Source organism: Pseudomonas sp. DW-iso3, from assembly GCF_058725305.1.
In genome coordinates this window covers 284200-310547 of the sequence record NZ_JBZXDZ010000009.1, presented here as the reverse complement: position 1 = coordinate 310547, position 26348 = coordinate 284200, and the positions used below count along the sequence as shown (strand labels likewise).

33 protein-coding genes are annotated in these 26348 nt (G+C 55.1%); all 33 read left to right on the top strand.

What is annotated here, in order from left to right; translation table 11 throughout:
* Positions 1–17 precede the first annotated feature (17 nt).
* Positions 18–4091 carry a DNA-directed RNA polymerase subunit beta gene (gene rpoB, locus AC4PS7_RS25635; RefSeq protein WP_010206926.1) on the top strand — a complete coding sequence of 1358 codons (4074 nt, stop codon included), beginning with the start codon at positions 18–20 and terminating at the stop codon, positions 4089–4091.
* A 64-nt stretch (positions 4092–4155) separates the two neighbouring features.
* Positions 4156–8355 (top strand): DNA-directed RNA polymerase subunit beta', encoded by a 4200-nt coding sequence (gene rpoC, locus AC4PS7_RS25630; protein ID WP_010206924.1) that lies wholly within the window; start codon positions 4156–4158, stop codon positions 8353–8355.
* 217 nt (positions 8356–8572) lie between these two features.
* The gene (gene rpsL / locus AC4PS7_RS25625; protein ID WP_002555494.1) at positions 8573–8944 is read left to right on the top strand and encodes a 30S ribosomal protein S12; all 372 of its coding nucleotides are present in this window, start codon (positions 8573–8575) and stop codon (positions 8942–8944) included.
* A 118-nt stretch (positions 8945–9062) separates the two neighbouring features.
* The gene (gene rpsG, locus AC4PS7_RS25620; RefSeq protein WP_002555493.1) at positions 9063–9533 is read left to right on the top strand and encodes a 30S ribosomal protein S7; all 471 of its coding nucleotides are present in this window, start codon (positions 9063–9065) and stop codon (positions 9531–9533) included.
* A 30-nt stretch (positions 9534–9563) separates the two neighbouring features.
* Positions 9564–11669, top strand: a complete 2106-nt coding sequence (gene fusA, locus AC4PS7_RS25615) for an elongation factor G (protein ID WP_010206921.1) — start codon at positions 9564–9566, stop codon at positions 11667–11669.
* 30 nt (positions 11670–11699) lie between these two features.
* Positions 11700–12893, top strand: coding sequence for an elongation factor Tu (gene tuf / locus AC4PS7_RS25610; protein WP_010206920.1), 1194 nt, complete (start codon positions 11700–11702; stop codon positions 12891–12893).
* Between the two features lie 159 nt (positions 12894–13052).
* The gene (rpsJ, locus tag AC4PS7_RS25605; RefSeq protein ID WP_003186070.1) at positions 13053–13364 is read left to right on the top strand and encodes a 30S ribosomal protein S10; all 312 of its coding nucleotides are present in this window, start codon (positions 13053–13055) and stop codon (positions 13362–13364) included.
* An 81-nt stretch (positions 13365–13445) separates the two neighbouring features.
* Positions 13446–14081, top strand: a complete 636-nt coding sequence (rplC, locus tag AC4PS7_RS25600; protein WP_003194649.1) for a 50S ribosomal protein L3 — start codon at positions 13446–13448, stop codon at positions 14079–14081.
* 12 nt (positions 14082–14093) lie between these two features.
* Positions 14094–14696, top strand: a complete 603-nt coding sequence (rplD, locus tag AC4PS7_RS25595; RefSeq protein WP_003176424.1) for a 50S ribosomal protein L4 — start codon at positions 14094–14096, stop codon at positions 14694–14696.
* Positions 14693–14992: a 50S ribosomal protein L23 gene (gene rplW / locus AC4PS7_RS25590; RefSeq protein ID WP_002555488.1), complete on the top strand. Its 300-nt coding sequence runs from the start codon at positions 14693–14695 to the stop codon at positions 14990–14992. Before rplD ends, rplW begins: the two co-directional genes overlap by 4 nt.
* Before the next feature lie 14 nt (positions 14993–15006).
* Positions 15007–15831 carry a 50S ribosomal protein L2 gene (gene rplB, locus AC4PS7_RS25585; RefSeq protein ID WP_003186055.1) on the top strand — a complete coding sequence of 275 codons (825 nt, stop codon included), beginning with the start codon at positions 15007–15009 and terminating at the stop codon, positions 15829–15831.
* Positions 15832–15847: 16 nt separating this feature from the next.
* On the top strand, positions 15848–16123 hold the full coding sequence (gene rpsS / locus AC4PS7_RS25580) for a 30S ribosomal protein S19 (protein ID WP_003232420.1): 276 nt from the start codon (positions 15848–15850) through the stop codon (positions 16121–16123).
* A gap of 11 nt (positions 16124–16134) precedes the next feature.
* Complete coding sequence (rplV, locus tag AC4PS7_RS25575) at positions 16135–16467, top strand: 50S ribosomal protein L22 (RefSeq protein WP_003103908.1); 333 nt, start codon at positions 16135–16137, stop codon at positions 16465–16467.
* Positions 16468–16480: 13 nt separating this feature from the next.
* Positions 16481–17167, top strand: a complete 687-nt coding sequence (gene rpsC / locus AC4PS7_RS25570) for a 30S ribosomal protein S3 (RefSeq protein WP_003176422.1) — start codon at positions 16481–16483, stop codon at positions 17165–17167.
* Positions 17168–17179: 12 nt separating this feature from the next.
* Positions 17180–17593, top strand: coding sequence for a 50S ribosomal protein L16 (rplP, locus tag AC4PS7_RS25565; RefSeq protein WP_003176421.1), 414 nt, complete (start codon positions 17180–17182; stop codon positions 17591–17593).
* Positions 17593–17784, top strand: coding sequence for a 50S ribosomal protein L29 (gene rpmC, locus AC4PS7_RS25560; RefSeq protein WP_002555481.1), 192 nt, complete (start codon positions 17593–17595; stop codon positions 17782–17784). Before rplP ends, rpmC begins: the two co-directional genes overlap by 1 nt.
* 2 nt (positions 17785–17786) lie before the next feature.
* On the top strand, positions 17787–18053 hold the full coding sequence (gene rpsQ / locus AC4PS7_RS25555; RefSeq protein WP_003176419.1) for a 30S ribosomal protein S17: 267 nt from the start codon (positions 17787–17789) through the stop codon (positions 18051–18053).
* A 23-nt stretch (positions 18054–18076) separates the two neighbouring features.
* On the top strand, positions 18077–18445 hold the full coding sequence (gene rplN, locus AC4PS7_RS25550; RefSeq protein WP_002555479.1) for a 50S ribosomal protein L14: 369 nt from the start codon (positions 18077–18079) through the stop codon (positions 18443–18445).
* Positions 18446–18456: 11 nt separating this feature from the next.
* On the top strand, positions 18457–18771 hold the full coding sequence (rplX, locus tag AC4PS7_RS25545; protein ID WP_003176416.1) for a 50S ribosomal protein L24: 315 nt from the start codon (positions 18457–18459) through the stop codon (positions 18769–18771).
* A gap of 22 nt (positions 18772–18793) precedes the next feature.
* A complete protein-coding gene (rplE, locus tag AC4PS7_RS25540; protein WP_003194642.1) occupies positions 18794–19333 on the top strand; it encodes a 50S ribosomal protein L5 in 540 nt (179 codons plus the stop codon).
* Between the two features lie 13 nt (positions 19334–19346).
* Positions 19347–19652, top strand: a complete 306-nt coding sequence (gene rpsN / locus AC4PS7_RS25535) for a 30S ribosomal protein S14 (RefSeq protein ID WP_003176414.1) — start codon at positions 19347–19349, stop codon at positions 19650–19652.
* A 206-nt stretch (positions 19653–19858) separates the two neighbouring features.
* Entirely contained in the window at positions 19859–20251 is a 393-nt protein-coding gene (rpsH, locus tag AC4PS7_RS25530) for a 30S ribosomal protein S8 (protein WP_010206883.1), read from the top strand.
* Positions 20252–20263: 12 nt separating this feature from the next.
* Complete coding sequence (gene rplF / locus AC4PS7_RS25525; RefSeq protein ID WP_003194640.1) at positions 20264–20797, top strand: 50S ribosomal protein L6; 534 nt, start codon at positions 20264–20266, stop codon at positions 20795–20797.
* A gap of 10 nt (positions 20798–20807) precedes the next feature.
* Complete coding sequence (gene rplR, locus AC4PS7_RS25520) at positions 20808–21158, top strand: 50S ribosomal protein L18 (RefSeq protein WP_003186037.1); 351 nt, start codon at positions 20808–20810, stop codon at positions 21156–21158.
* A gap of 3 nt (positions 21159–21161) precedes the next feature.
* On the top strand, positions 21162–21662 hold the full coding sequence (gene rpsE, locus AC4PS7_RS25515; RefSeq protein ID WP_003176409.1) for a 30S ribosomal protein S5: 501 nt from the start codon (positions 21162–21164) through the stop codon (positions 21660–21662).
* 2 nt (positions 21663–21664) lie between these two features.
* Positions 21665–21841 carry a 50S ribosomal protein L30 gene (gene rpmD / locus AC4PS7_RS25510; RefSeq protein WP_003176408.1) on the top strand — a complete coding sequence of 59 codons (177 nt, stop codon included), beginning with the start codon at positions 21665–21667 and terminating at the stop codon, positions 21839–21841.
* A gap of 3 nt (positions 21842–21844) precedes the next feature.
* Positions 21845–22282, top strand: a complete 438-nt coding sequence (rplO, locus tag AC4PS7_RS25505) for a 50S ribosomal protein L15 (protein ID WP_003176407.1) — start codon at positions 21845–21847, stop codon at positions 22280–22282.
* A complete protein-coding gene (gene secY / locus AC4PS7_RS25500; protein ID WP_003194637.1) occupies positions 22283–23611 on the top strand; it encodes a preprotein translocase subunit SecY in 1329 nt (442 codons plus the stop codon).
* A gap of 28 nt (positions 23612–23639) precedes the next feature.
* Entirely contained in the window at positions 23640–23756 is a 117-nt protein-coding gene (gene rpmJ / locus AC4PS7_RS25495; RefSeq protein WP_002555468.1) for a 50S ribosomal protein L36, read from the top strand.
* Between the two features lie 129 nt (positions 23757–23885).
* The gene (rpsM, locus tag AC4PS7_RS25490) at positions 23886–24242 is read left to right on the top strand and encodes a 30S ribosomal protein S13 (protein ID WP_003194635.1); all 357 of its coding nucleotides are present in this window, start codon (positions 23886–23888) and stop codon (positions 24240–24242) included.
* 30 nt (positions 24243–24272) lie between these two features.
* Positions 24273–24662 (top strand): 30S ribosomal protein S11, encoded by a 390-nt coding sequence (rpsK, locus tag AC4PS7_RS25485; RefSeq protein ID WP_002555466.1) that lies wholly within the window; start codon positions 24273–24275, stop codon positions 24660–24662.
* Between the two features lie 18 nt (positions 24663–24680).
* Positions 24681–25301: a 30S ribosomal protein S4 gene (gene rpsD / locus AC4PS7_RS25480; RefSeq protein ID WP_003176404.1), complete on the top strand. Its 621-nt coding sequence runs from the start codon at positions 24681–24683 to the stop codon at positions 25299–25301.
* 22 nt (positions 25302–25323) lie between these two features.
* Entirely contained in the window at positions 25324–26325 is a 1002-nt protein-coding gene (locus AC4PS7_RS25475; RefSeq protein WP_003176403.1) for a DNA-directed RNA polymerase subunit alpha, read from the top strand.
* Positions 26326–26348 lie beyond the last annotated feature (23 nt).

Sequence of the window (26348 nt, the reverse complement as noted above, 5' to 3'; positions counted from 1 at the left end):
CAAGCTGGGGAACGCTGATGGCTTACTCATATACTGAGAAAAAACGTATCCGCAAGGACTTTAGCAAGTTGCCGGACGTCATGGATGTCCCGTACCTTCTGGCTATCCAGCTGGATTCGTATCGTGAATTCTTGCAGGCGGGAGCGACCAAAGATCAGTTCCGCGACGTGGGCCTGCATGCGGCCTTCAAATCCGTTTTCCCGATCATCAGCTACTCCGGCAATGCTGCGCTGGAGTACGTCGGTTATCGCCTGGGCGAACCGGCATTTGATGTCAAAGAATGCGTGTTGCGCGGTGTTACGTACGCCGTACCTTTGCGGGTAAAAGTCCGTCTGATCATTTTCGACAAAGAATCGTCGAACAAAGCGATCAAGGACATCAAAGAGCAAGAAGTCTACATGGGCGAAATCCCACTGATGACTGAGAACGGTACCTTCGTTATCAACGGTACCGAACGTGTGATCGTTTCCCAGCTGCACCGTTCCCCGGGCGTGTTCTTCGACCACGACCGCGGCAAGACGCACAGCTCTGGTAAGCTCCTGTACTCCGCGCGGATCATTCCTTACCGTGGTTCGTGGTTGGACTTCGAGTTCGATCCGAAAGACTGCGTGTTCGTGCGTATCGACCGTCGTCGCAAGCTGCCGGCCTCGGTACTGCTGCGCGCGCTCGGCTACACCACTGAGCAAGTGCTGGACGCCTTCTACACCACCAACGTATTCAGCCTGAAGGATGAAACCCTCAAGCTGGAGCTGATTGCTTCGCGTCTGCGTGGTGAAATTGCTGTCCTGGACATTCAGGATGAAAAGGGCAAGGTCATTGTTGAAGCTGGCCGTCGTATCACTGCGCGCCACATCAACCAGATCGAAAAAGCCGGTATCAAAGAGCTGGAAGTGCCTCTGGACTACGTCCTTGGCCGCACGACCGCCAAGGTCATCGTTCACCCAGCTACAGGCGAAATCCTGGCTGAGTGCAACACCGAGCTGAACACCGAAATCCTGGCCAAAATCGCCAAGGCTCAGGTTGTTCGCATCGAGACCCTGTATACCAACGACATCGACTGCGGTCCGTTCATTTCCGACACGCTGAAGATCGACTCCACCAGCAACCAATTGGAAGCGCTGGTCGAGATCTATCGCATGATGCGTCCTGGTGAGCCACCAACCAAAGACGCTGCCGAAACCCTGTTCAACAACCTGTTCTTCAGCCCTGAGCGCTATGACCTGTCTGCGGTCGGCCGGATGAAGTTCAACCGTCGTATCGGTCGTACCGAGATCGAAGGTTCGGGCGTGCTGTGCAAGGAAGACATCGTCGCGGTACTGAAGACCCTGGTCGACATCCGTAACGGCAAAGGCATCGTCGATGACATCGACCACCTGGGTAACCGTCGTGTTCGCTGTGTAGGCGAAATGGCCGAGAACCAGTTCCGCGTTGGCCTGGTACGTGTTGAGCGTGCGGTCAAAGAGCGTCTGTCGATGGCTGAAAGCGAAGGCCTGATGCCGCAAGACCTGATCAACGCCAAGCCAGTGGCTGCGGCGGTGAAAGAGTTCTTCGGTTCCAGCCAGCTTTCCCAGTTCATGGACCAGAACAACCCGCTCTCCGAGATCACCCACAAGCGCCGTGTATCTGCACTGGGCCCGGGCGGTCTGACCCGTGAGCGTGCTGGCTTTGAAGTTCGTGACGTACACCCGACGCACTACGGTCGTGTTTGCCCGATCGAAACGCCGGAAGGTCCGAACATCGGTCTGATCAACTCCCTGGCCGCTTATGCGCGCACCAACCAGTACGGCTTCCTCGAGAGCCCGTACCGCGTGGTGAAAGACGCTCTGGTCACCGACGAGATCGTGTTCCTGTCCGCCATCGAAGAAGCTGATCACGTGATCGCTCAGGCTTCGGCCACGATGAACGACAAGAAAGTCCTGGTCGACGAGCTGGTAGCTGTTCGTCACTTGAACGAGTTCACCGTCAAGGCGCCGGAAGACGTCACCTTGATGGACGTGTCGCCGAAGCAGGTAGTGTCGGTTGCAGCGTCGCTGATCCCGTTCCTGGAGCACGATGACGCCAACCGTGCGTTGATGGGTTCCAACATGCAGCGTCAAGCTGTACCGACCCTGCGCGCCGACAAGCCGCTGGTAGGTACCGGCATGGAGCGTAACGTAGCTCGTGACTCCGGCGTTTGCGTCGTGGCTCGTCGTGGCGGCGTGATCGATTCCGTTGATGCCAGCCGTATCGTGGTTCGTGTTGCCGATGACGAAGTAGAAACTGGCGAAGCCGGTGTCGACATCTACAACCTGACCAAATACACCCGCTCGAACCAGAACACCTGCATCAACCAGCGTCCGCTGGTGAGCAAGGGTGATCGCGTTCAGCGCAGCGACATCATGGCTGATGGCCCGTCCACCGATATGGGTGAGCTGGCTCTGGGCCAGAACATGCGTATCGCGTTCATGGCATGGAACGGCTTCAACTTCGAAGACTCCATCTGCCTGTCCGAGCGTGTTGTTCAAGAAGACCGCTTCACCACGATCCACATTCAGGAACTGACCTGTGTGGCACGTGACACCAAGCTTGGGCCTGAGGAAATCACTGCAGACATCCCGAACGTGGGTGAAGCTGCACTGAACAAGCTGGACGAAGCCGGTATCGTTTACGTAGGTGCTGAAGTAGGCGCAGGCGACATCCTGGTAGGTAAGGTCACCCCGAAAGGCGAGACTCAACTGACTCCGGAAGAAAAACTGCTGCGTGCCATCTTCGGTGAAAAAGCCAGCGACGTTAAAGACACCTCCCTGCGTGTGCCTACCGGTACCAAGGGTACTGTCATCGACGTACAGGTCTTCACCCGTGACGGCGTTGAGCGTGATGCTCGTGCACTGTCCATCGAGAAGACCCAGCTCGACGAGATCCGCAAGGACCTGAACGAAGAGTTCCGTATCGTTGAAGGCGCGACCTTCGAACGTCTGCGTTCCGCCCTGGTAGGCCACAAGGCTGAAGGCGGCGCAGGTCTGAAGAAAGGTCAGGACATCACCGACGAAATCCTCGACGGTCTTGAGCACGGCCAGTGGTTCAAACTGCGCATGGCTGAAGATGCTCTGAACGAGCAGCTCGAGAAGGCTCAGGCCTACATCGTTGATCGTCGCCGTCTGCTGGACGACAAGTTTGAAGACAAGAAGCGCAAACTGCAGCAGGGCGATGACCTGGCTCCAGGCGTGCTGAAAATCGTCAAGGTTTACCTGGCAATCCGTCGCCGCATCCAGCCGGGCGACAAGATGGCTGGTCGTCACGGTAACAAGGGTGTGGTCTCCGTGATCATGCCGGTTGAAGACATGCCGCACGATGCCAATGGCACCCCGGTCGACGTCGTCCTCAACCCGTTGGGCGTACCTTCGCGTATGAACGTTGGTCAGATCCTTGAAACCCACCTGGGCCTCGCGGCCAAAGGTCTGGGCGAGAAGATCAACCGTATGATCGAAGAGCAGCGCAAGGTCGCAGACCTGCGTAAGTTCCTGCACGAGATCTACAACGAGATCGGCGGTCGCAACGAAGAGCTGGACACCTTCTCCGACCAGGAAATCCTGGATCTGGCGAAGAACCTGCGCGGCGGCGTTCCAATGGCTACCCCGGTGTTCGACGGTGCCAAGGAAAGCGAAATCAAGGCCATGCTGAAACTGGCAGACCTGCCAGAAAGCGGCCAGATGCAGCTGTTCGACGGCCGTACCGGCAACAAGTTCGAGCGCCCGGTTACTGTTGGCTACATGTACATGCTGAAGCTGAACCACTTGGTAGACGACAAGATGCACGCTCGTTCTACCGGTTCGTACAGCCTCGTTACCCAGCAGCCGCTGGGTGGTAAGGCTCAGTTCGGTGGTCAGCGTTTCGGGGAGATGGAGGTCTGGGCACTGGAAGCATACGGTGCTGCTTACACTCTGCAAGAAATGCTCACAGTGAAGTCGGACGATGTGAACGGCCGGACCAAGATGTACAAAAACATCGTGGACGGCGATCACCGTATGGAGCCGGGCATGCCCGAGTCCTTCAACGTGTTGATCAAAGAAATTCGTTCCCTCGGCATCGATATCGATCTGGAAACCGAATAACACGTGACGCGAATCGAGAGCGGGGCCGTTTAGCCCGCTCTCTGCTCCGCCAGGAGGAAAGGCCTTGAAAGACCTACTGAATTTGCTGAAAAACCAGGGTCAAGTCGAAGAGTTCGACGCCATCCGTATTGGATTGGCATCGCCTGAGATGATCCGTTCGTGGTCGTTCGGTGAAGTTAAAAAGCCGGAAACCATCAACTACCGTACGTTCAAACCTGAGCGTGACGGCCTGTTCTGCGCCAAGATCTTTGGCCCGGTAAAGGATTACGAGTGCCTGTGCGGTAAGTACAAGCGCTTGAAGCACCGTGGTGTGATCTGCGAGAAGTGCGGCGTTGAAGTTGCACTGGCCAAGGTTCGTCGTGAGCGCATGGCGCACATCGAACTGGCTTCGCCAGTTGCCCATATCTGGTTCCTGAAATCGCTGCCGTCCCGTATCGGCTTGCTGATGGACATGACTCTGCGTGATATCGAACGCGTTCTCTACTTCGAGAGCTATGTCGTTATCGATCCAGGCATGACCACCCTTGAAAAAGGTCAGCTGCTGAACGACGAGCAGTATTTCGAAGCGCTGGAAGAGTTCGGCGACGATTTCGATGCCCGCATGGGTGCCGAAGCTGTCCGCGAACTGCTGCACGCTATCGACCTGGAGCACGAGATTGGCCGTCTGCGTGAAGAAATTCCGCAAACCAACTCCGAAACCAAGATCAAGAAGCTGTCCAAGCGTCTGAAGTTGATGGAAGCCTTCCAGGGTTCCGGCAACTTGCCAGAGTGGATGGTGCTGACCGTTCTGCCGGTTCTGCCGCCAGACCTGCGTCCGCTGGTACCGTTGGACGGTGGTCGTTTCGCGACGTCCGACCTCAACGACCTGTACCGCCGCGTGATCAACCGTAACAACCGCTTGAAGCGCCTGCTCGATCTGTCCGCGCCGGACATCATCGTGCGCAACGAAAAGCGTATGTTGCAAGAAGCGGTCGACGCCTTGCTCGACAACGGTCGTCGTGGCCGCGCTATCACTGGTTCCAACAAGCGTCCTCTGAAATCCCTGGCTGACATGATCAAGGGTAAGCAAGGTCGTTTCCGTCAGAACTTGCTCGGTAAGCGTGTTGACTACTCCGGTCGTTCGGTAATTACCGTAGGCCCGACCCTGCGTCTGCACCAGTGCGGTCTGCCTAAGAAGATGGCTCTGGAGCTGTTCAAGCCGTTCATCTTCGGCAAGCTGGAAATGCGCGGTCTCGCGACCACCATCAAAGCGGCCAAGAAAATGGTCGAGCGCGAACTGCCAGAGGTTTGGGACGTTCTCGCTGAAGTGATCCGCGAACACCCGGTTCTCCTCAACCGTGCACCGACCCTTCACCGTCTGGGTATCCAGGCGTTTGAACCGGTACTGATCGAAGGTAAGGCTATCCAGCTGCACCCGCTGGTCTGTGCTGCGTACAACGCCGACTTCGACGGCGACCAAATGGCCGTGCACGTACCGCTGACACTGGAAGCCCAGTTGGAAGCGCGCGCGTTGATGATGTCGACCAACAACATTCTGTCGCCAGCCAACGGTGAGCCAATCATCGTTCCGTCGCAGGACGTTGTATTGGGTCTGTACTACATGACCCGTGAAGCGATCAACGCCAAGGGCGAAGGTCGTGTGTTCGCTGACCTGCAAGAAGTTGACCGTGTGTTCCGTGCCGGCGAAGCCGCACTGCACGCCAAGGTCAAAGTGCGGATCAACGAAACCGTCAACGACCGTGATGGCGGCAGCGTGACCAACACCCGTATTGTCGACACCACCGTCGGCCGTGCGCTGTTGTATCAGGTTGTACCAAAAGGCCTGTCGTACGACGTCGTCAACCTGCCGATGAAGAAAAAGGCGATCTCCAAGCTGATCAACCAGTGCTACCGCGTGGTTGGTTTGAAAGAGACCGTGATCTTCGCTGACCAGTTGATGTACACCGGGTTTGCTTACTCGACCATTTCCGGCGTTTCCATCGGTGTTAACGACTTCGTTATCCCGGATGAAAAAGCCCGCATCATCGGTGCTGCCACCGACGAAGTGAAAGAGATCGAAAGCCAGTACGCCTCCGGCCTGGTAACCCAGGGCGAGAAGTACAACAAGGTAATCGACCTTTGGTCGAAGGCGAACGACGAAGTTTCCAAGGCGATGATGGCCAACCTCTCGAAAGAGAAAGTCATCGACCGTCACGGCGACGAAGTTGACCAAGAGTCCTTCAACTCGATGTACATGATGGCCGACTCGGGCGCACGGGGTTCTGCTGCGCAGATCCGTCAGCTCGCCGGTATGCGTGGCCTGATGGCCAAGCCGGACGGTTCCATCATCGAAACGCCGATTACTGCGAACTTCCGTGAAGGTTTGAGCGTACTTCAGTACTTCATCTCCACTCACGGTGCTCGTAAGGGTCTTGCGGATACCGCGTTGAAAACCGCTAACTCCGGTTACCTGACTCGTCGTCTGGTAGACGTTGCACAAGATCTGGTTGTCACCGAGATCGATTGCGGCACCGAGCACGGCCTGCTGATGACTCCGCACATTGAAGGCGGTGACGTTGTAGAGCCGCTGGGTGAGCGCGTATTGGGTCGTGTGATTGCCCGTGACGTATTCAAGCCAGGCACCGAGGAAGTTATCGTTCCTGCCGGTACCCTGGTAGACGAGAAGTGGGTCGAGTTCATCGAACTCAACAGCATCGACGAAGTGATCGTTCGCTCGCCGATCAGCTGCGAAACCCGCTACGGCATTTGTGCCAAGTGCTACGGCCGTGACTTGGCTCGTGGTCACCAGGTGAACATCGGTGAAGCGGTCGGCGTTATCGCTGCCCAGTCCATCGGTGAGCCGGGTACCCAGCTGACCATGCGTACGTTCCACATCGGTGGTGCGGCAAGCCGTACCTCCGCAGCTGACAGCGTTCAGGTGAAGAATGGCGGTACTGTCCGTCTGCACAACCTGAAACACGTTGAGCGAGTGGATGGCCACCTGGTTGCTGTGTCCCGTTCCGGTGAGCTGGCAATCGCTGATGACTACGGTCGTGAGCGCGAGCGTTACAAGCTGCCGTACGGTGCTGTGATTTCGGTTAAAGAAGGTGACAAGGTCGACGCTGGCGCAATCGTGGCCAAGTGGGATCCGCACACTCACCCAATCGTTACCGAAATGAAAGGTACCGTGACCTACGTGGGCATGGAAGAAGGCATCACGATCAAGCGTCAGACTGACGAATTGACCGGTATGACCAACATTGAAGTACTCGATGCGAAAGATCGTCCAGCTGCCGGTAAAGACATCCGTCCTGCCGTGAAGATGGTCGATGACAACGGCAAGGACTTGTTGCTGCCAGGCACTGACGTAATCGCTCAGTACTTCCTGCCAGCCAACGCCCTGGTCGGTGTAGCGGATGGTGCGAAGATCGCGATCGGTGATGTTATCGCGCGTATCCCGCAAGAAACTTCGAAGACCCGTGACATCACCGGTGGTCTGCCGCGTGTTGCCGACTTGTTCGAAGCGCGTCGTCCGAAAGAAGCGTCGATTCTGGCTGAAGTCAGCGGTACCATCGCATTCGGTAAGGAAACCAAAGGCAAGCGCCGTCTGGTTATTACACCGAACGACGGTAGCGATCCGTACGAAGAGCTGATTCCGAAGTGGCGTCACCTCAACGTCTTCGAAGGCGAACAGGTAAACCGCGGCGAAGTTATCTCCGACGGCCCAAGCGATCCACACGACATCCTGCGTCTGCTGGGTGTGAGTGCGCTGGCCAAGTACATCGTTAACGAGATCCAGGACGTTTACCGCCTGCAAGGCGTGAAGATCAACGATAAGCACATCGAGACGATCCTGCGTCAGATGCTGCGTAAAGTTGAAATCGCTGAATCCGGCGATTCCAGTTTCATCAAGGGCGACCAGATGGAACTGACTCACGTACTGGTGGAAAACGAGCGTCTGGCCGCGGAAGACAAATTTGTCTCCAAGTTCACTCGCGTGTTGCTGGGTATCACCAAGGCGTCGTTGTCCACTGAGTCGTTCATCTCGGCGGCCTCCTTCCAGGAGACCACTCGCGTACTGACCGAAGCAGCGGTAACCGGCAAGCGCGATTACCTGCGCGGCCTGAAAGAAAACGTGGTTGTGGGTCGTCTGATCCCAGCCGGTACCGGTTTGGCTTACCACAGCGAGCGTAAGCGTCGCCGTGATGCTGACAAACCGTTGCGCGTAAGCGCCAGTGAAGTGGAAGCTGCACTGACCGAAGCGCTGAACTCTAGCGGTAACTGAGTTCTGCGATAAATAAGACCGGGCCCTGGCAGCCCCCATTCGTCGGATCGAGGCAGTTTTGTCCCGGTTCGATGAGAGGGGAGGTCGGGGCCTTGCCTTGACTGGGGACAAGATCCTCTTTAGACTCTTGTACCCCTAAATTTGGCGGGAATTCGTTCCTGCCATTTTGCTTTTCTTGCAAGACAATAGCGTCGCAAGACAACAGTGGAGCTAGTAGATGGCAACTATCAACCAGCTGGTACGTCAGCCGCGTAAGCGTATCGTCGAGAAATCCGACGTACCTGCGCTGCAGAACTGCCCGCAACGTCGTGGCGTATGCACTCGCGTGTATACCACTACGCCGAAAAAACCTAACTCGGCATTGCGTAAAGTATGCCGTGTGCGCCTGACCAACGGTTTCGAGGTTTCCTCGTACATCGGTGGTGAAGGTCACAACCTGCAAGAGCACAGCGTGGTACTGATCCGCGGCGGTCGTGTAAAAGACTTGCCAGGTGTTCGTTACCACACCGTACGCGGCTCCTTGGATACTTCCGGCGTTAAAGGTCGTAACCAGGGTCGTTCGAAGTACGGTACCAAGAAGCCTAAGTAGTAGCGGCTTTTTGTAACACTGAATCATCTTATTTTCTGAGTCGATAAGAGTAAGGTCGGAGGCGTCCCGAAAGGGCACCGATTCCGAGCGAACCTGAAGACCGTTTGAGGGCTTATCCATGCCAAGAAGACGCGTAGCAGCCAAGCGCGAAGTGCTTGACGATCCAAAATACGGAAGCCAAATCCTGGCCAAGTTCATGAACCACGTGATGGAAAGCGGCAAGAAAGCCGTTGCCGAGCGTATCGTTTATGGCGCGCTGGAAAAGGTTAAAGAACGCAAGAACAGCGATCCCCTGGAAATCTTCGAGAAAGCTCTCGACGCCATCGCTCCGCTGGTCGAAGTGAAGTCGCGCCGTGTAGGCGGTGCTACTTACCAGGTTCCGGTCGAAGTTCGCCCGTCCCGTCGTAACGCTCTGGCAATGCGCTGGTTGGTAGACTTCGCCCGTAAGCGCGGCGAGAAGTCTATGGCTCTGCGTTTGGCCGGCGAGCTGTTGGACGCTGCTGAAGGTAAAGGTGCTGCTGTTAAGAAGCGTGAAGACGTGCACCGTATGGCTGAAGCTAACAAAGCTTTCTCGCACTACCGCTTCTAATCTTAGCTTCACTAATTTTGCGAGGGCTTTATGGCTCGTACTACTCCGATTAGCCGCTACCGTAACATCGGTATCGTTGCTCACGTGGATGCTGGTAAAACCACCACCACTGAGCGCGTACTGTTTTACACCGGCAAAAGTCACAAAATGGGCGAGGTGCATGACGGCGCCGCGACCACAGACTGGATGGTTCAGGAGCAGGAGCGTGGTATTACCATTACTTCTGCTGCTATTACCGCCTTCTGGAAAGGTTCCGAGAAGCAGTACAAAGACGAGCACCGTTTCAACGTAATCGATACCCCGGGCCACGTAGACTTCACCATTGAAGTTGAACGTTCCCTGCGCGTACTCGACGGCGCTGTCGTTGTGTTCTGCGGTACCTCGGGTGTTGAGCCGCAGTCGGAAACCGTATGGCGTCAAGCCAACAAGTACGGTGTTCCACGTCTTGTTTACGTAAACAAGATGGACCGTGCTGGCGCCAACTTCCTGCGCGTGATCGGTCAGATCAAGCAGCGTCTGGGTCACACCCCGGTGCCAATCCAATTGGCTATCGGTTCCGAAGACAACTTCCAGGGTCAGATCGATCTGATCAACATGGAAGCGGTCTACTGGAATGATTCCGACAAAGGTATGGTTCCTGTTCGCAAGCCTATCCCTGCAGAGCTGCAGGAACTGGCTGACGAGTGGCGTAACAACATGGTTGAGGCTGCTGCCGAAGCCAGCGAAGAGCTGATGAACAAGTACCTCGAAGGTGAAGAACTCACCAACGTGGAAATCAAGGCTGCTCTGCGTCAGCGTACTATCGCTGGTGAGATCGTCTTGGCTGTTTGTGGTTCTTCCTTCAAGAACAAGGGTGTTCCCCTGGTTCTCGACGCCGTTATCGACTACCTGCCGGCTCCAACCGACATTCCTGCTATCAAGGGTACCAACCCGGATAACGAGGAAGAAGAGATGGAGCGTCACGCCGATGACAGCGAGCCGTTCTCGGCTTTGGCGTTCAAGATCGCAACCGACCCATTCGTGGGTACTTTGACCTTCGTCCGCGTTTACTCGGGCGTGTTGGCCTCCGGCGACGGCGTGATCAACTCGGTTAAAGGCAAGAAAGAGCGCGTGGGTCGTATGGTGCAAATGCACGCAAACGCCCGTGAAGAGATCAAGGAAGTGCGCGCTGGTGACATCGCGGCCCTGATCGGCATGAAGGACGTCACCACTGGTGAGACTTTGTGCGACGCTGCCAAGCCAATCATCCTGGTTCGCATGGACTTCCCGGAGCCGGTTATTTCGGTTGCCGTAGAGCCTAAGACCAAGGATGACCAGGAAAAAATGGGTATCGCTCTGGGCAAACTTGCTCAGGAAGATCCATCTTTCCGCGTCAAGACTGATGAAGAGACTGGTCAAACGATCATCTCTGGCATGGGCGAGCTTCACCTGGACATCCTGGTTGACCGGATGCGCCGTGAGTTCAACGTCGAAGCCAACATCGGTAAGCCTCAGGTTTCCTATCGTGAGCGCATCACGAAGAATTGCGAAATCGAAGGCAAGTTCGTTCGTCAGTCCGGCGGTCGTGGTCAGTTCGGTCACTGCTGGATCCGTTTTGCGCCTGCTGACGAAGGTCAGGAAGGTCTGCAATTCGTGAACGAAGTAGTAGGTGGTGTTGTTCCTAAGGAATACATCCCTGCTATCCAGAAGGGTATCGAAGAGCAGATGAAGAACGGTGTTGTTGCCGGCTATCCGCTGATCGGCCTGAAAGCAACCGTTTTTGACGGTTCTTACCACGACGTCGACTCCAACGAGATGGCGTTTAAGGTGGCTGCTTCCATGGCAACCAAGCAACTGGCCCAGAAGGGCGGTGGTGAGTTGCTTGAGCCAATCATGGCGGTAGAAGTTGTTACACCTGAAGACTATATGGGTGATGTCATGGGCGACCTTAACCGTCGTCGCGGCATGATCTTGGGTATGGAAGACACGGTTTCCGGCAAAGTGATTCGCGCCGAGGTTCCGTTGGGTGAGATGTTCGGTTATGCGACCGACGTTCGCTCCATGTCCCAGGGTCGCGCAAGCTACTCTATGGAATTCAAAAAATACAACACAGCTCCGGCGCACATCGCTGAAACTGTATCCAAAAAACAAGGCTGATTCAGTCCTTTAGGCAAGGAGTTAATTGTCGTGGCTAAAGAAAAATTTGATCGTTCCCTACCGCACGTCAACGTTGGCACCATCGGTCACGTTGACCACGGTAAAACCACTCTGACTGCTGCTCTGACTCGCGTTTGCTCCGAAGTTTTCGGTTCGGCTCGTGTTGACTTCGACAAGATCGACAGCGCACCAGAAGAAAAAGCTCGTGGTATCACCATCAACACCGCGCACGTTGAGTACAACTCGACTATTCGTCACTACGCTCACGTTGACTGCCCAGGTCACGCTGACTATGTGAAGAACATGATCACTGGTGCTGCCCAGATGGACGGCGCTATCCTGGTTTGCTCGGCCGCTGATGGTCCGATGCCACAAACCCGTGAGCACATCCTGCTGTCCCGTCAGGTAGGCGTTCCGTACATCGTGGTCTTCCTGAACAAGGCTGACCTGGTAGACGACGCTGAGCTGCTGGAACTGGTTGAGATGGAAGTGCGCGATCTGCTGAGCACTTACGACTTCCCAGGCGACGACACTCCGATCATCATCGGTTCTGCTCGTATGGCTCTGGAAGGCAAAGACGACAACGAAATGGGCACCACTGCCGTTCGTAAGCTGGTTGAAACTCTGGATTCCTACATCCCAGAGCCAGTTCGTCTGACCGACAAGCCGTTCCTGATGCCAATCGAAGACGTATTCTCGATCTCCGGTCGTGGTACTGTTGTGACTGGTCGTATCGAGCGCGGTATCGTTCGCGTTCAGGATCCACTGGAAATCGTTGGTCTGCGTGACACCACCGTCACCACCTGCACCGGTGTTGAAATGTTCCGTAAACTGCTCGACGAAGGTCGTGCTGGCGAGAACTGCGGCGTTCTGCTGCGTGGTACCAAGCGTGACGACGTTGAGCGTGGCCAGGTTCTGGTTAAGCCAGGTTCGGTTAAGCCGCACACCAAGTTCACCGCAGAAGTTTACGTTCTGAGCAAGGAAGAAGGCGGTCGTCACACTCCGTTCTTCAAAGGCTACCGTCCACAGTTCTACTTCCGTACTACTGACGTGACCGGTAACTGCGAATTGCCAGAAGGCGTAGAAATGGTAATGCCAGGCGATAACATTCAAATGACTGTTACCCTGATCAAAACCATCGCTATGGAAGACGGCCTGCGCTTCGCTATCCGTGAAGGCGGCCGTACCGTTGGTGCTGGCGTTGTAGCTAAAATCATCGAGTAATTATCTCTTCTGAGATAGCTCTGATGTTTTGAAAAGGCCCCCGCTCAGCGGGGGCCTTTTTTATTGGGTTGACACCTATCAGGGCCGTCTATAGAATTGCGCCTCCTTTTAACGGGCGTATTGCGCTCGCTGGGAATAGCAGCCGGAGTCTGAAATCCAATGCAAAATCAGCAAATCCGTATCAGGTTGAAGGCTTTTGACCATCGCCTGATCGACCAATCCACCCAGGAAATCGTGGAAACCGCGAAACGTACTGGTGCTCAAGTGCGTGGTCCAATTCCACTGCCTACCCGTAAAGAGCGGTTCACCGTTCTGGTCTCCCCGCACGTCAACAAAGACGCGCGTGACCAGTACGAGATCCGTACTCATAAGCGCGTACTGGACATCGTCCAGCCAACGGATAAAACCGTTGATGCACTTATGAAGCTCGATCTGGCGGCCGGTGTGGAAGTACAGATCAGCCTCGGCTAAGACTTGGGTCTTAGTCGTGTAACGCTCTGAAATGGGCGGCCATAGCGGGTGAAAGCCCCGTACACTCATGAGGTTTACAACATGACTATTGGTGTAGTCGGTCGTAAATGCGGTATGACCCGTATTTTCACCGAAGAAGGTGTCTCCATTCCGGTCACGGTCATTGAGATCGAGCCGAATCGCGTCACCCAGTTCAAAACTGAAGAAACCGATGGCTATCGTGCAGTGCAAGTCACTGTCGGCGAGCGTCGTGCTTCGCGTGTGACTGCTGCTCAAGCAGGTCACTTCGCTAAAGCAAACGTTGCAGCTGGTCGCACTGTTATGGAGTTCCGTCTCGAAGACGGCGACTACCAGGCTGGCGATCTGATCAACGCTGAAATCTTCGCTGCTGGTCAACTGGTTGATGTAACCGGTCAGTCCAAAGGTAAAGGCTTCCAGGGTACGATCAAGCGTTGGAATTTCCGTGGCCAAGACAACACTCACGGTAACTCCGTCTCCCACCGCGTCCCGGGCTCTATTGGCCAGTGCCAGACTCCTGGTCGTGTATTCAAGGGCAAAAAAATGTCCGGTCATATGGGCGCTGAGCGCGTGACCGTGCAGTCCCTCGAAGTAGTGCGCGTCGACGCTGAACGCAATCTGTTGTTGGTCAAGGGTGCTGTTCCTGGCGCTACTGGCGGCAACCTGGTTGTACGTCCAGCGGCCAAGGCTCGCGGTTAAGGGGAAGCTGACATGCAATTAAATGTAAATGACGCTCAAGCGATCGAAGTTTCCGAACTGACATTTGGCGGCGAATTCAACGAGACGCTGGTTCACCAAGCAGTCGTGGCCTACATGGCCGGCGGCCGTCAAGGTAGCAAGCAGCAAAAGACTCGTTCCGACGTACGTGGTGGCGGTAAGCGCCCTTGGCGTCAGAAAGGTACTGGCCGTGCTCGTGCCGGTACTATCCGTAGCCCAATCTGGCGTGGCGGTGGTACCACTTTCGCAGCTCGTCCGCAGGATCACTCGCAGAAGCTCAACAAGAAGATGTACCGCGCAGCTCTGCGCTCCATCCTTGCTGAACTGGTGCGTACTGACCGTCTGGTCGTGGTTCAGGACTTCGCTGTTGAAAGCCCGAAAACCAAAGATCTGCTGGGCAAACTGAACAACATGAGCCTGACCGATGTTTTGATCGTGTCTGAAGCTGTTGATCAGAACCTGTACCTGGCTGCTCGTAACCTGCCACACGTTGATGTACGTGACGTGCAAGGTTCCGATCCAGTTAGTCTGATCGCATACGACAAGGTGTTGATCACCGTGTCGGCCGTGAAGAAATTCGAGGAGCTGCTGGGATGAACCAGGAACGCGTATTTAAAGTTCTGCTTGGCCCGCACGTTTCCGAAAAGGCTACGGTTCTGGCTGACAAGAAAGGCCAGTTCGTTTTCAAGGTTGCAACTGACGCAACCAAGCTGGAAATCAAGAAGGCCGTCGAAAGCCTGTTCAGCGTGAAAGTAGAGCGTGTTACTACCCTGAATGTTCTGGGTAAGAGCAAGCGCACTGCTCGCGGTCTGGGCAAGCGTAATGACTGGAAGAAGGCAGTTATCTCCCTTCAGCCAGGCCAAGATCTCGATTTCAGCAGCAGTGCTGAGTAAGGAAGGGGTGCATCATGGCAATCGTTAAATGCAAACCGACTTCCCCTGGCCGCCGTTTTGTGGTCAAGGTGGTCAACCAGGAGCTGCATAAAGGCGCTCCTCACGCACCGCTGCTCGAGAAAAAATCGAAGTCTGGTGGTCGTAACAACAATGGTCGTATTACCACTCGTCACATCGGTGGTGGCCATAAGCAGCATTATCGTCTGGTTGATTTCCGTCGCAACGACAAAGATGGCATCGCTGCCACTGTCGAGCGTATCGAATACGATCCAAACCGTACTGCTCACATCGCTCTGCTGCTGTACGCAGATGGCGAGCGTCGCTACATCATCGCCCCTAAAGGCGTGAGCGCTGGCGACCAGCTGATCGCAGGTGCCTTGGCACCGATCAAGCCGGGCAACGCTCTGCAACTGCGCAACATTCCAGTTGGTAGCACCGTACACGGCATCGAATTGAAGCCAGGTAAAGGCGCGCAAATCGCTCGTTCCGCTGGTGCTTCGGCTCAGCTGATCGCTCGTGAAGGTGTCTACGTGACCCTGCGTCTGCGTTCTGGTGAGATGCGTAAAGTGCTGGCTGAATGCCGTGCGACCCTGGGCGAAGTCTCGAACTCCGAGCACAGCCTGCGTTCGTTGGGTAAAGCTGGTGCCAAACGCTGGCGTGGCGTTCGCCCAACCGTTCGTGGTGTTGCCATGAACCCGGTTGACCACCCACACGGTGGTGGTGAAGGTCGTACCTCTGGTGGTCGTCATCCGGTATCGCCATGGGGCTTCCCGACTAAGGGCGCGAAGACTCGTGGTAATAAGCGTACCGACAAAATGATCGTCCGTCGTCGCAAGTAAATAGAGGGATACGACAGTGCCACGTTCTCTGAAAAAAGGTCCTTTTATTGATCTTCACCTACTGAAGAAGATCGAAGTGGCGGCGGAAAAGAACGATCGCAAACCAGTTAAGACCTGGTCGCGTCGTTCGATGATCCTGCCACAAATGGTCGGTCTGACCATCGCTGTACACAACGGTCGCTTGCACGTCCCAGTTCTCGTGAACGAAGACATGGTCGGCCACAAACTAGGCGAGTTTGCCGGTACCCGCACTTATCGTGGGCACGTGGCAGACAAGAAAGCCAAGCGTTAAGGGGTAAGGAAATGGAAGTAGCCGCTAAGTTGTCGGGCGCTCGAATCTCCGCCCAGAAAGCCCGCTTGGTCGCCGACCAGATCCGCGGGAAGAAGGTGGGCGAAGCGCTCAACCTGTTGGCTTTCAGCAGTAAGAAAGCCGCCGAGATCATGAAGAAAGTGCTGGAGTCGGCCGTAGCCAACGCCGAGCATAACGAAGGCGCAGACGTTGATGACCTGAAGGTCAGCACCGTTTTCGTCAACGAAGGGCGTTCGCTGAAGCGCATCATGCCACGTGCCAAAGGCCGTGCTGATCGCATCGTCAAGCGGTCTTGCCATATCACTGTCAAGGTTGCTGACAAGTAACGGAGTCGAAGAGATGGGTCAGAAAGTACATCCCATTGGCATTCGCCTGGGAATCGTCAAGGAGCACACCTCCGTCTGGTACGCAGACGGTCGGACTTATGCGGACTATTTGTTCGCTGATCTGAAGGTGCGTGAGTATCTCCAAGACAAACTAAAAAGCGCGTCCGTAAGCCGTATCGATATCCATCGTCCGGCCCAAACTGCACGTATCACCATCCACACCGCTCGTCCAGGTATCGTTATCGGGAAGAAAGGTGAAGATGTTGAGAAACTGCGTCAGGACCTGACCAAGCAAATGGGTGTGCCTGTGCACATCAATATCGAAGAGATCCGCAAGCCGGAGCTCGACGGTATGCTGGTTGCGCAGAGCGTAGCTCAGCAGCTGGAGCGTCGCGTAATGTTCCGTCGCGCTATGAAGCGCGCTGTACAGAACGCCATGCGCATTGGTGCCAAAGGCATCAAAATCCAAGTGAGCGGTCGTCTCGGCGGTGCTGAAATCGCACGTACTGAATGGTATCGCGAAGGTCGTGTGCCACTGCACACCCTGCGTGCCGACATCGACTATGCCAACTACGAAGCTCACACCACTTACGGTGTGATCGGTGTAAAGGTTTGGATCTTCAAAGGCGAAGTAATTGGTGGTCGCCAAGAAGAACTGAAACCACAAGCACCAGCGCCTCGTAAAAAAGCTGCTAAGTAAGGGGTACGCCAAATGTTGCAACCTAAGCGTACGAAGTTCCGCAAGCAGATGACAGGCCACAACCGTGGTCTGGCTCAGCGCGGTAGCAAAGTCAGCTTCGGCGAGTTCGCGCTGAAGTCTGTAGCTCGTGGTCGTCTCACCGCTCGTCAGATCGAGTCAGCGCGTCGTGCTCTGACCCGTCACGTAAAACGTGGCGGCAAGATCTGGATCCGTGTATTCCCGGACAAGCCGATCTCCAAAAAACCTCTCGAGGTTCGGATGGGTAAAGGTAAGGGTAACGTGGAATACTGGGTAGCCCAGATTCAGCCAGGCAAAGTCCTGTATGAAATCGAGGGTGTTTCTGAAGAGCTGGCGCGTGAGGCTTTCGCCCTGGCTGCTGCAAAGCTGCCGCTCGCCACCTCCTTTGTTAAACGGACGGTGATGTGATGAAAGCGAATGAACTTCGTGAAAAATCCGCACAGCAGCTGAACGAGCAACTGCTCGGCCTGCTGCGCGACCAGTTCAATCTGCGTATGCAGAAAGCAACTGGCCAGTTGGGGCAGTCTCATCTGCTCTCGCAAGTTAAGCGTGACATCGCTCGCGTGAAGACTGTGCTCAACCAGCAGGCAGGTAAGTGATCATGGCTGAAGCCGAAAAGACTGTCCGTACGCTGACTGGCCGTGTTGTCAGCGACAAGATGGACAAAACCATCACCGTTTTGATCGAGCGTCGCGTTAAGCACCCGATCTACGGTAAATACGTTAAGCGTTCGACTAAGCTGCACGCGCACGACGAAACCAATCAGTGCCACATCGGCGACAAAGTCACTATTCGTGAAACTCGTCCGCTGGCCAAGACCAAGTCTTGGGCACTGGTTGATGTTCTCGAACGCGCTGTGGAAGTCTAAGGACTAGGGGTCGGAGAAATTATATGATTCAGACTCAATCCATGCTCGATGTGGCCGATAACAGCGGCGCTCGCCGTGTTATGTGCATCAAGGTGCTGGGTGGCTCCCATCGTCGTTACGCTGGTATCGGTGACATCATCAAAGTTACCGTCAAGGAAGCAATTCCTCGCGGTAAAGTGAAAAAAGGCCAAGTGATGACTGCTGTTGTAGTCCGCACTCGTCACGGCGTACGTCGTGCTGATGGCTCCATTATCCGCTTTGATGGCAACGCTGCTGTTCTTCTGAACAACAAGCAAGAGCCGATCGGCACCCGTATCTTTGGGCCAGTGACCCGTGAACTTCGTACTGAGAAGTTCATGAAGATCGTCTCGCTCGCCCCAGAAGTGCTGTAAGGAGATCCGACATGCAAAAGATTCGTCGTGACGACGAGATCATCGTGATCGCCGGCAAAGACAAAGGTAAGCGCGGTAAGGTGCTTAAGGTTCTCGCTAATAACCGTCTGGTTATCGGTGGTCTGAACCTGGTCAAGCGTCATACCAAGCCTAACCCGATGTCGGGCGTGCAGGGCGGTATCGTCGAGAAAGAAGCTCCGCTGGACGCTTCTAACGTCGCCATCTTCAACGGCGAAACCAACAAGGCTGACCGCGTTGGTTTCAAAGTAGAAGACGGTAAGAAAATTCGTGTCTTCAAGTCGACCCAAAAAGCGGTTGATGCTTGAACACTGCTAGGTAGATTAGACCATGGCACGACTACAAGAGATTTACCGGAAGGAAATCGCCCCTAAGCTTAAGGAAGAACTTAAGCTTGGGAACGTGATGGAAGTTCCGCGCGTTACCAAAATCACCCTGAACATGGGTCTGGGCGAAGCGATCGGTGACAAAAAAGTCATCGAGCACGCTGTTGCTGACCTGGAAAAGATCACCGGCCAGAAAGTCGTTGTGACCTACGCTCGGAAATCCATCGCTGGCTTTAAAGTCCGTGAAGGTTGGCCGATCGGCGTCAAAGTGACCCTGCGCCGTGAGCGTATGTACGAATTCCTGGATCGTCTGCTGTCGATCTCCCTGCCTCGGGTCCGCGACTTCCGCGGCCTGAATGCCAAGTCCTTCGATGGTCGTGGTAACTACAGCATGGGCGTGAAAGAGCAGATCATCTTCCCGGAAATCGACTACGACAAGATCGATGCTCTCCGCGGTCTGGACATCACCCTGACCACCACTGCCAAGAACGATGATGAAGGTCGCGCCCTGTTGCGTGCTTTCAAATTCCCGTTCCGCAACTGATTGGAGTAGGACCATGGCCAAGATGAGCATGAAAAACCGCGAGCTGAAGCGTCAGCTCACGGTTGCCAAGTACGCCAAGAAGCGTGCAGCACTGAAAGCAATCATCGTTGATCTGAACGCAAGTCCAGAAGCGCGTTGGGAAGCTACAGTTGCTCTGCAGAAGCAGCCACGTGACGCAAGCGCTTCGCGCATGCGTAACCGCTGCCGCCTGACCGGTCGTCCACACGGCGTTTACCGCAAGTTCGGCCTCGGCCGTAACAAACTGCGTGAAGCGGCAATGCGTGGTGACGTACCAGGTCTGGTTAAAGCCAGCTGGTAAGTACTTTCAACGTCCAGGGGGTCAATGTCGCAAGATACTGACCGCCGGTGACCTTGAATCTGGAACAAGCCCCTTTTGGGGCTTGTTTCATTTCTGGAGTGTGTCTAAAATACGCGGCTCGCCTGAGCCCGTGTTTTTTACCCGGAGATTCTCGGCGACATATGTAGCCGCAAGGCTAATTTTTTTGTATTAGGAGCGTCTAGCCCATGAGTATGCAGGACCCGTTAGCGGACATGCTAACTCGTATCCGTAATGCCCAGATGGCTGAAAAGTCCGTCGTAAGCATGCCATCTTCCAAGTTGAAGGTAGCTGTTGCCAAAGTCCTGAAAGACGAAGGCTACATTGCGGGTTATCAGATCAGCAGCGATGTTAAAGCTCTGCTGTCCATCGAGCTGAAGTACTTCGAAGGCCGTTCGGTCATCGAGGAAGTGAAGCGCGTTAGCCGTCCAGGCCTGCGTCAGTACAAGTCCGCTGAAGATCTGCCGAAAGTTCGTGGCGGTCTGGGCGTGTCTATCGTCTCCACCAACAAAGGTGTGATGACGGATCGTGCTGCGCGCGCTGCCGGTGTCGGCGGCGAAGTTCTTTGCACTGTGTTCTAAGGGGGGATAAGCATGTCTCGCGTCGCTAAGAACCCCGTTAAGCTGCCAGCCGGTGTCGAAGTCAAATTCGCAGGCCAACAGCTTTCGGTGAAGGGTGCCAAGGGTACTCTTGAACTGAACATCCATTCGTCCGTTGAGATCGTTGAAGAAGCTGGTGAGCTGCGTTTCGCTGCTCGCAATGGCGATCAACAAACTCGCGCAATGGCCGGTACCACGCGTGCGTTGGTAAACAACATGGTCCAAGGCGTAAGCCAAGGCTTCGAGCGTAAGCTCCAGCTGGTCGGTGTTGGTTACAAAGCGCAAGCAAAAGGCACGGTTTTGAACCTGGCCCTTGGCTTCTCGCACCCTGTGGATTACGAACTGCCAGCGGGCATCACTGCTGAGACCCCTAGCCAGACCGATATCCTGATCAAGGGCATCGATAAGCAGCTGGTAGGTCAAGTGGCCGCTGAGATCCGCGACTTCCGTCCACCAGAGCCGTACAAAGGCAAAGGTGTGCGCTACGCGGACGAAGTCGTCCGTCGTAAAGAAGCCAAGAAGAAGTAGGGCATAGCAAATGACCGACAAAAAAGTTACTCGACTGCGTCGCGCTCGCAAAGCACGCCTGAAAATGCACGAACTCGAAGTCGTGCGTCTCTGCGTGTTCCGCTCGTCGCAGCACATCTACGCCCAGGTCATCTCGGCCGACGGCAACAAAGTCCTGGCAAGCGCCTCGACTTTGGATAAAGAACTGCGTGATGGTGCCACCGGCAACATCGACGCGGCCACAAAGGTTGGCCAGCTGGTCGCTACGCGTGCTAAGGCCGCTGGCGTCTCGCAAGTGGCTTTCGACCGCTCTGGCTTCAAGTACCACGGTCGCGTGAAAGCGCTGGCTGATGCTGCTCGTGAAGCTGGGCTGGAGTTCTAAGTTATGTCAAATAACGACCAAAAGCGCGACGAAGGCTACATTGAGAAGCTGGTTCAAGTTAACCGCGTAGCCAAAACCGTTAAAGGCGGCCGTATCTTCACTTTCACCGCGTTGACCGTGGTTGGTGATGGTAAGGGCCGTGTTGGCTTCGGCCGTGGCAAGTCGCGTGAAGTGCCTGCTGCGATCCAGAAGGCAATGGAAGCTGCTCGTCGCAACATGATCCAAGTTGATCTGAACGGCACCACTCTGCAGTACGCAATGAAGTCCGCCCATGGCGCTTCGAAGGTGTACATGCAGCCTGCTTCTGAAGGTACCGGTATCATCGCTGGCGGCGCTATGCGTGCTGTTCTCGAAGTTGCTGGCGTTCAGAACGTTCTGGCCAAGTGCTATGGCTCGACTAACCCGGTAAACGTGGTTCACGCCACTTTCAAAGGTTTGAAAGCTATGCAATCTCCTGAGTCCATCGCTGCCAAGCGTGGCCTGACTGTCAAGGAGATCTTCTGATCATGGCTACCGTTAAAGTAACGCTGATCAAAAGCATGACCGGCCGCATCCCTAACCACAAACTGTGTGTTAAAGGTCTGGGTCTGCGTCGCATCGGTCACACTGTAGAAGTCCAGGATACTCCCGAGAATCGCGGGATGATCAACAAGGCTTACTACATGCTGCGTGTAGAGGGTTAATCGATGAAACTCAATGATCTGAGTCCAGCGCCGGGTTCCCGTCGCGAAAAGCATCGTCCGGGCCGTGGTATCGGTAGCGGTTTGGGTAAGACTGGTGGCCGTGGCCACAAAGGTCAAACCTCCCGCTCCGGTGGCACCATCGCTCCAGGCTTTGAAGGCGGTCAACAGCCGCTGCATCGTCGCCTGCCTAAGTTCGGTTTCGTATCCCTGAAGGCCATGGACCGCGCAGAAGTGCGTCTGTCCGAGCTGGCTAAAGTGGAAGGCGACATCGTTACTGTGCAGACCCTGAAAGATGCCAACGTGATCAACGTCAACGTACAGCGTGTGAAAATCATGCTGTCCGGTGAAGTGACTCGCGCTGTCACTATCGGCAAGGGAATCGGCGCCACCAAAGGTGCGCGTTCGGCTATCGAAGCAGCTGGCGGCAAGTTCGAGGAATAAATGGCTAAGCAAGGTGCTCTCTCAGCGCTCGGCAAAGGCGGTATGTCTGAACTTTGGGCTCGTCTGCGTTTTCTGTTCCTGGCGATTATCGTCTACCGAATAGGCGCACACATCCCGGTTCCAGGTATCAACCCGGACCGACTCGCAGACCTGTTTCGACAGAATGAGGGGACCATTCTTAGCTTGTTCAACATGTTTTCCGGCGGCGCGCTGGAACGGATGAGCATTTTTGCATTGGGGATCATGCCGTACATTTCGGCATCGATCATCATGCAACTGATGACCGCCGTCAGCCCGCAGCTGGAGCAGTTGAAGAAGGAAGGTGAAGCTGGCCGTCGCAAGATTAGCCAGTACACCCGCTACGGCACTGTCGTTCTCGCCTTGGTCCAAGCTATCGGCATGTCCGTTGGTCTGGCCGGGCAGGGCGTTGCGTTCACTGGTGACTTTGGCTTCCATTTCGTCGCGGTATCCACATTTGTGGCTGGTGCGATGTTCATGATGTGGCTGGGTGAGCAGATTACTGAGCGTGGTGTTGGCAACGGTATCTCGATGTTGATTTTCGCAGGTATCGTCGCCGGTCTTCCGAGAGCGATTGGGCAGTCTTTCGAGTCTGCACGTCAGGGTGATATCAACATTTTCGCCTTGGTTGCCATCGGTTTGCTGGCAGTAGCGATTATCGGTTTTGTGGTGTTCATTGAGCGTGGCCAGCGTCGTATTGCTGTTCACTACGCCAAGCGTCAGCAGGGCCGCAAGGTTTTTGCTGCGCAGACCAGCCACTTGCCGCTGAAAGTGAATATGGCCGGTGTAATTCCGGCAATTTTCGCGAGCAGCATTTTGCTGTTTCCGGCTTCGTTGGGTACCTGGTTTGGTCAGTCCGAAAATATGGGCTGGCTGCAGGACCTCTCTCAGTCGATCGCTCCTGGTCAGCCGTTGAATATTCTGCTGTTTAGTGCAGGGATTATTTTCTTCTGCTTCTTCTATACGGCGTTGATGTTCAATCCGAAAGACGTAGCGGAAAACCTGAAGAAGTCCGGTGCCTTTATTCCGGGCATCCGTCCAGGTGAGCAGTCTGCACGCTACATTGATGGTGTTCTGACTCGTTTGACCCTGTTCGGTGCTCTATATATGACGGCCGTGTGCTTGTTGCCCCAGTTCCTGGTGGTTGCAGCAAACGTTCCGTTCTACCTTGGCGGGACCTCGTTGCTGATCGTGGTCGTGGTTGTGATGGACTTCATGTCCCAAGTACAATCGCACCTCGTTTCGCACCAGTACGAATCCCTGATGAAGAAAGCCAACCTGAAGGGCTACGGCAGCGGCATGTTGCGCTGAGTACCCCATAAGGTTCGAGGAGTTGGTGATGAAAGTTCGTGCATCGGTGAAAAAGCTGTGCCGTAACTGCAAGATTATTCGCCGCGAAGGTGTTGTTCGAGTAATTTGCAGCGCGGAACCGCGTCACAAACAGCGCCAAGGCTGAGTGTGATCCGCTTGAAGCCCGGCAGCTAGTGCGCTGCCGGGTTGATTATTTGTTATTACAGCGATATTATCTCGCGCCCTATTTCTTGGCTTCCGGGGCGTAGGTAGCTGTCAATTGGAGTCCCACTGAATGGCCCGTATTGCAGGCGTTAACATTCCAGATAACAAGCACACTGTTATCTCGCTGACCTACATCTATGGTGTTGGTCGCACTACTGCGCAGAAAATTTGCGCAGTTGCTGGGGTAAACCCAGCCGCTAAGATCAAGGATCTGAGCGACGAGCAGATTGAACAGCTGCGTGGCGAAGTGGCGAAGTTCACCACTGAAGGTGACCTGCGTCGCGAAATCAACATGAAAATCAAGCGTTTGATGGACCTCGGTTGCTATCGCGGTCTGCGTCATCGTCGTGGTCTTCCAGTACGCGGTCAGCGTACCAAGACTAACGCGCGTACCCGTAAAGGTCCGCGTAAGCCGATCCGCAAGTAATCGCCCCAGCGAATCGACAGGAAAATTATCATGGCAAAACCTGCTGCTCGTCCTCGTAAAAAAGTTAAAAAGACAGTGGTTGATGGCATCGCCCACATCCATGCTTCTTTTAACAACACCATCGTGACCATCACCGACCGTCAAGGTAACGCGCTTTCTTGGGCTACCTCCGGTGGTTCGGGTTTCCGCGGTTCCCGCAAGTCCACCCCGTTTGCTGCTCAAGTAGCTGCTGAACGTGCTGGTCAAGCTGCGCTGGAATACGGCCTGAAAAACCTCGACGTTAACGTCAAAGGTCCAGGTCCAGGTCGTGAGTCTGCTGTCCGTGCTTTGAACGGCTGTGGCTATAAGATCGCCAGCATCACCGACGTGACGCCAATCCCGCACAACGGGTGCCGTCCGCCGAAGAAGCGCCGCGTGTAATCCAGGAGATTGTAAAGAATGGCTCGTTACATTGGTCCAAAATGCAAACTCGCTCGTCGCGAAGGCACCGATCTCTTCCTGAAGAGCGGCGTGCGCGCGATCGAATCGAAGTGCAACATTGAAGCAGCACCTGGTATCCACGGCCAACGCCGCGGTCGCCAGTCCGATTACGGCACCCAACTGCGTGAAAAGCAGAAGGTCCGTCGTATCTACGGCGTTCTCGAGCGTCAGTTTAGCGGCTACTACAAAGAAGCTGCTGGCAAGAAAGGTGCAACCGGTGAAAACCTGCTGCAACTGCTCGAATGCCGTCTGGACAACGTTGTATACCGTATGGGCTTTGGTTCTACTCGTGCCGAATCCCGTCAGCTGGTATCGCACAAGTCGATCAGCGTTAACGGTCAGACCGTAAACGTTCCGTCCTACCAGGTTCGTGCTGGTGACGTGGTCGCAGTTCGCGAGAAAGCAAAAAACCAACTTCGCATTGTCCAAGCTCTCGATCTGTGTGCCCAACGTGGCCGCGTAGAATGGGTAGAAGTAGACACTGAGAAGAAGTCGGGCGTTTTCAAGAACGTTCCTGCTCGCAGTGATCTGTCCGCCGACATCAACGAAAGCCTGATTGTCGAGCTCTACTCCAAGTAAGGGCTAGAAAATAGGTGCATCCATGCAGATTTCGGTAAATGAGTTCCTGACACCCCGCCACATTGATGTGCAGGTTGTCAGTCCAACCCGCGCCAAAATTACTCTCGAGCCTCTCGAGCGTGGTTTTGGCCACACCCTGGGCAACGCGCTGCGCCGCATCCTGTTGTCCTCAATGCCCGGCTGTGCAGTAGTCGAGGCCGAGATTGACGGTGTGCTCCACGAGTACAGCGCCATCGAAGGTGTACAGGAAGACGTAATTGAAATCCTGTTGAACCTTAAAGGTCTGGCTATCAAGCTGCACGGCCGTGACGAAGTTACGCTGACCTTGTCGAAGAAGGGTTCGGGGGTGGTTACCGCTGCCGATATTCAGCTGGATCATGATGTCGAGATCGTTAACCCCGATCACGTAATCGCTAACCTGGCGTCTAACGGCGCCCTGAACATGAAGCTCACCGTAGCTCGTGGTCGTGGTTATGAACCGGCCGACTCGCGTCAGAGCGATGAAGACGAAAGCCGCAGCATTGGTCGCTTGCAGCTTGACTCTTCGTTCAGCCCGGTTCGCCGTATCGCATACGTGGTGGAAAACGCCCGTGTCGAACAGCGTACTAACCTGGACAAGCTGGTTATTGATCTGGAAACCAACGGTACTCTGGATCCTGAAGAGGCTATCCGCCGCGCTGCAACCATTCTGCAACAGCAGTTGGCTGCGTTCGTCGACCTCAAAGGTGACAGCGAACCAGTGGTAATCGAGCAGGAAGACGAGATCGATCCGATCCTGCTTCGCCCGGTTGACGATCTGGAACTGACTGTACGTTCGGCTAACTGCCTTAAGGCGGAAAACATTTACTACATCGGCGACCTGATTCAGCGTACCGAAGTAGAACTGTTGAAGACTCCGAACCTGGGCAAGAAATCCTTGACTGAAATCAAGGACGTTCTGGCCTCCCGCGGTCTGTCCCTCGGCATGCGCCTCGACAACTGGCCGCCTGCAAGTCTTAAGAAGGACGACAAGGCGACTGCCTGATCGTCGTAATCACCGAACGTGAG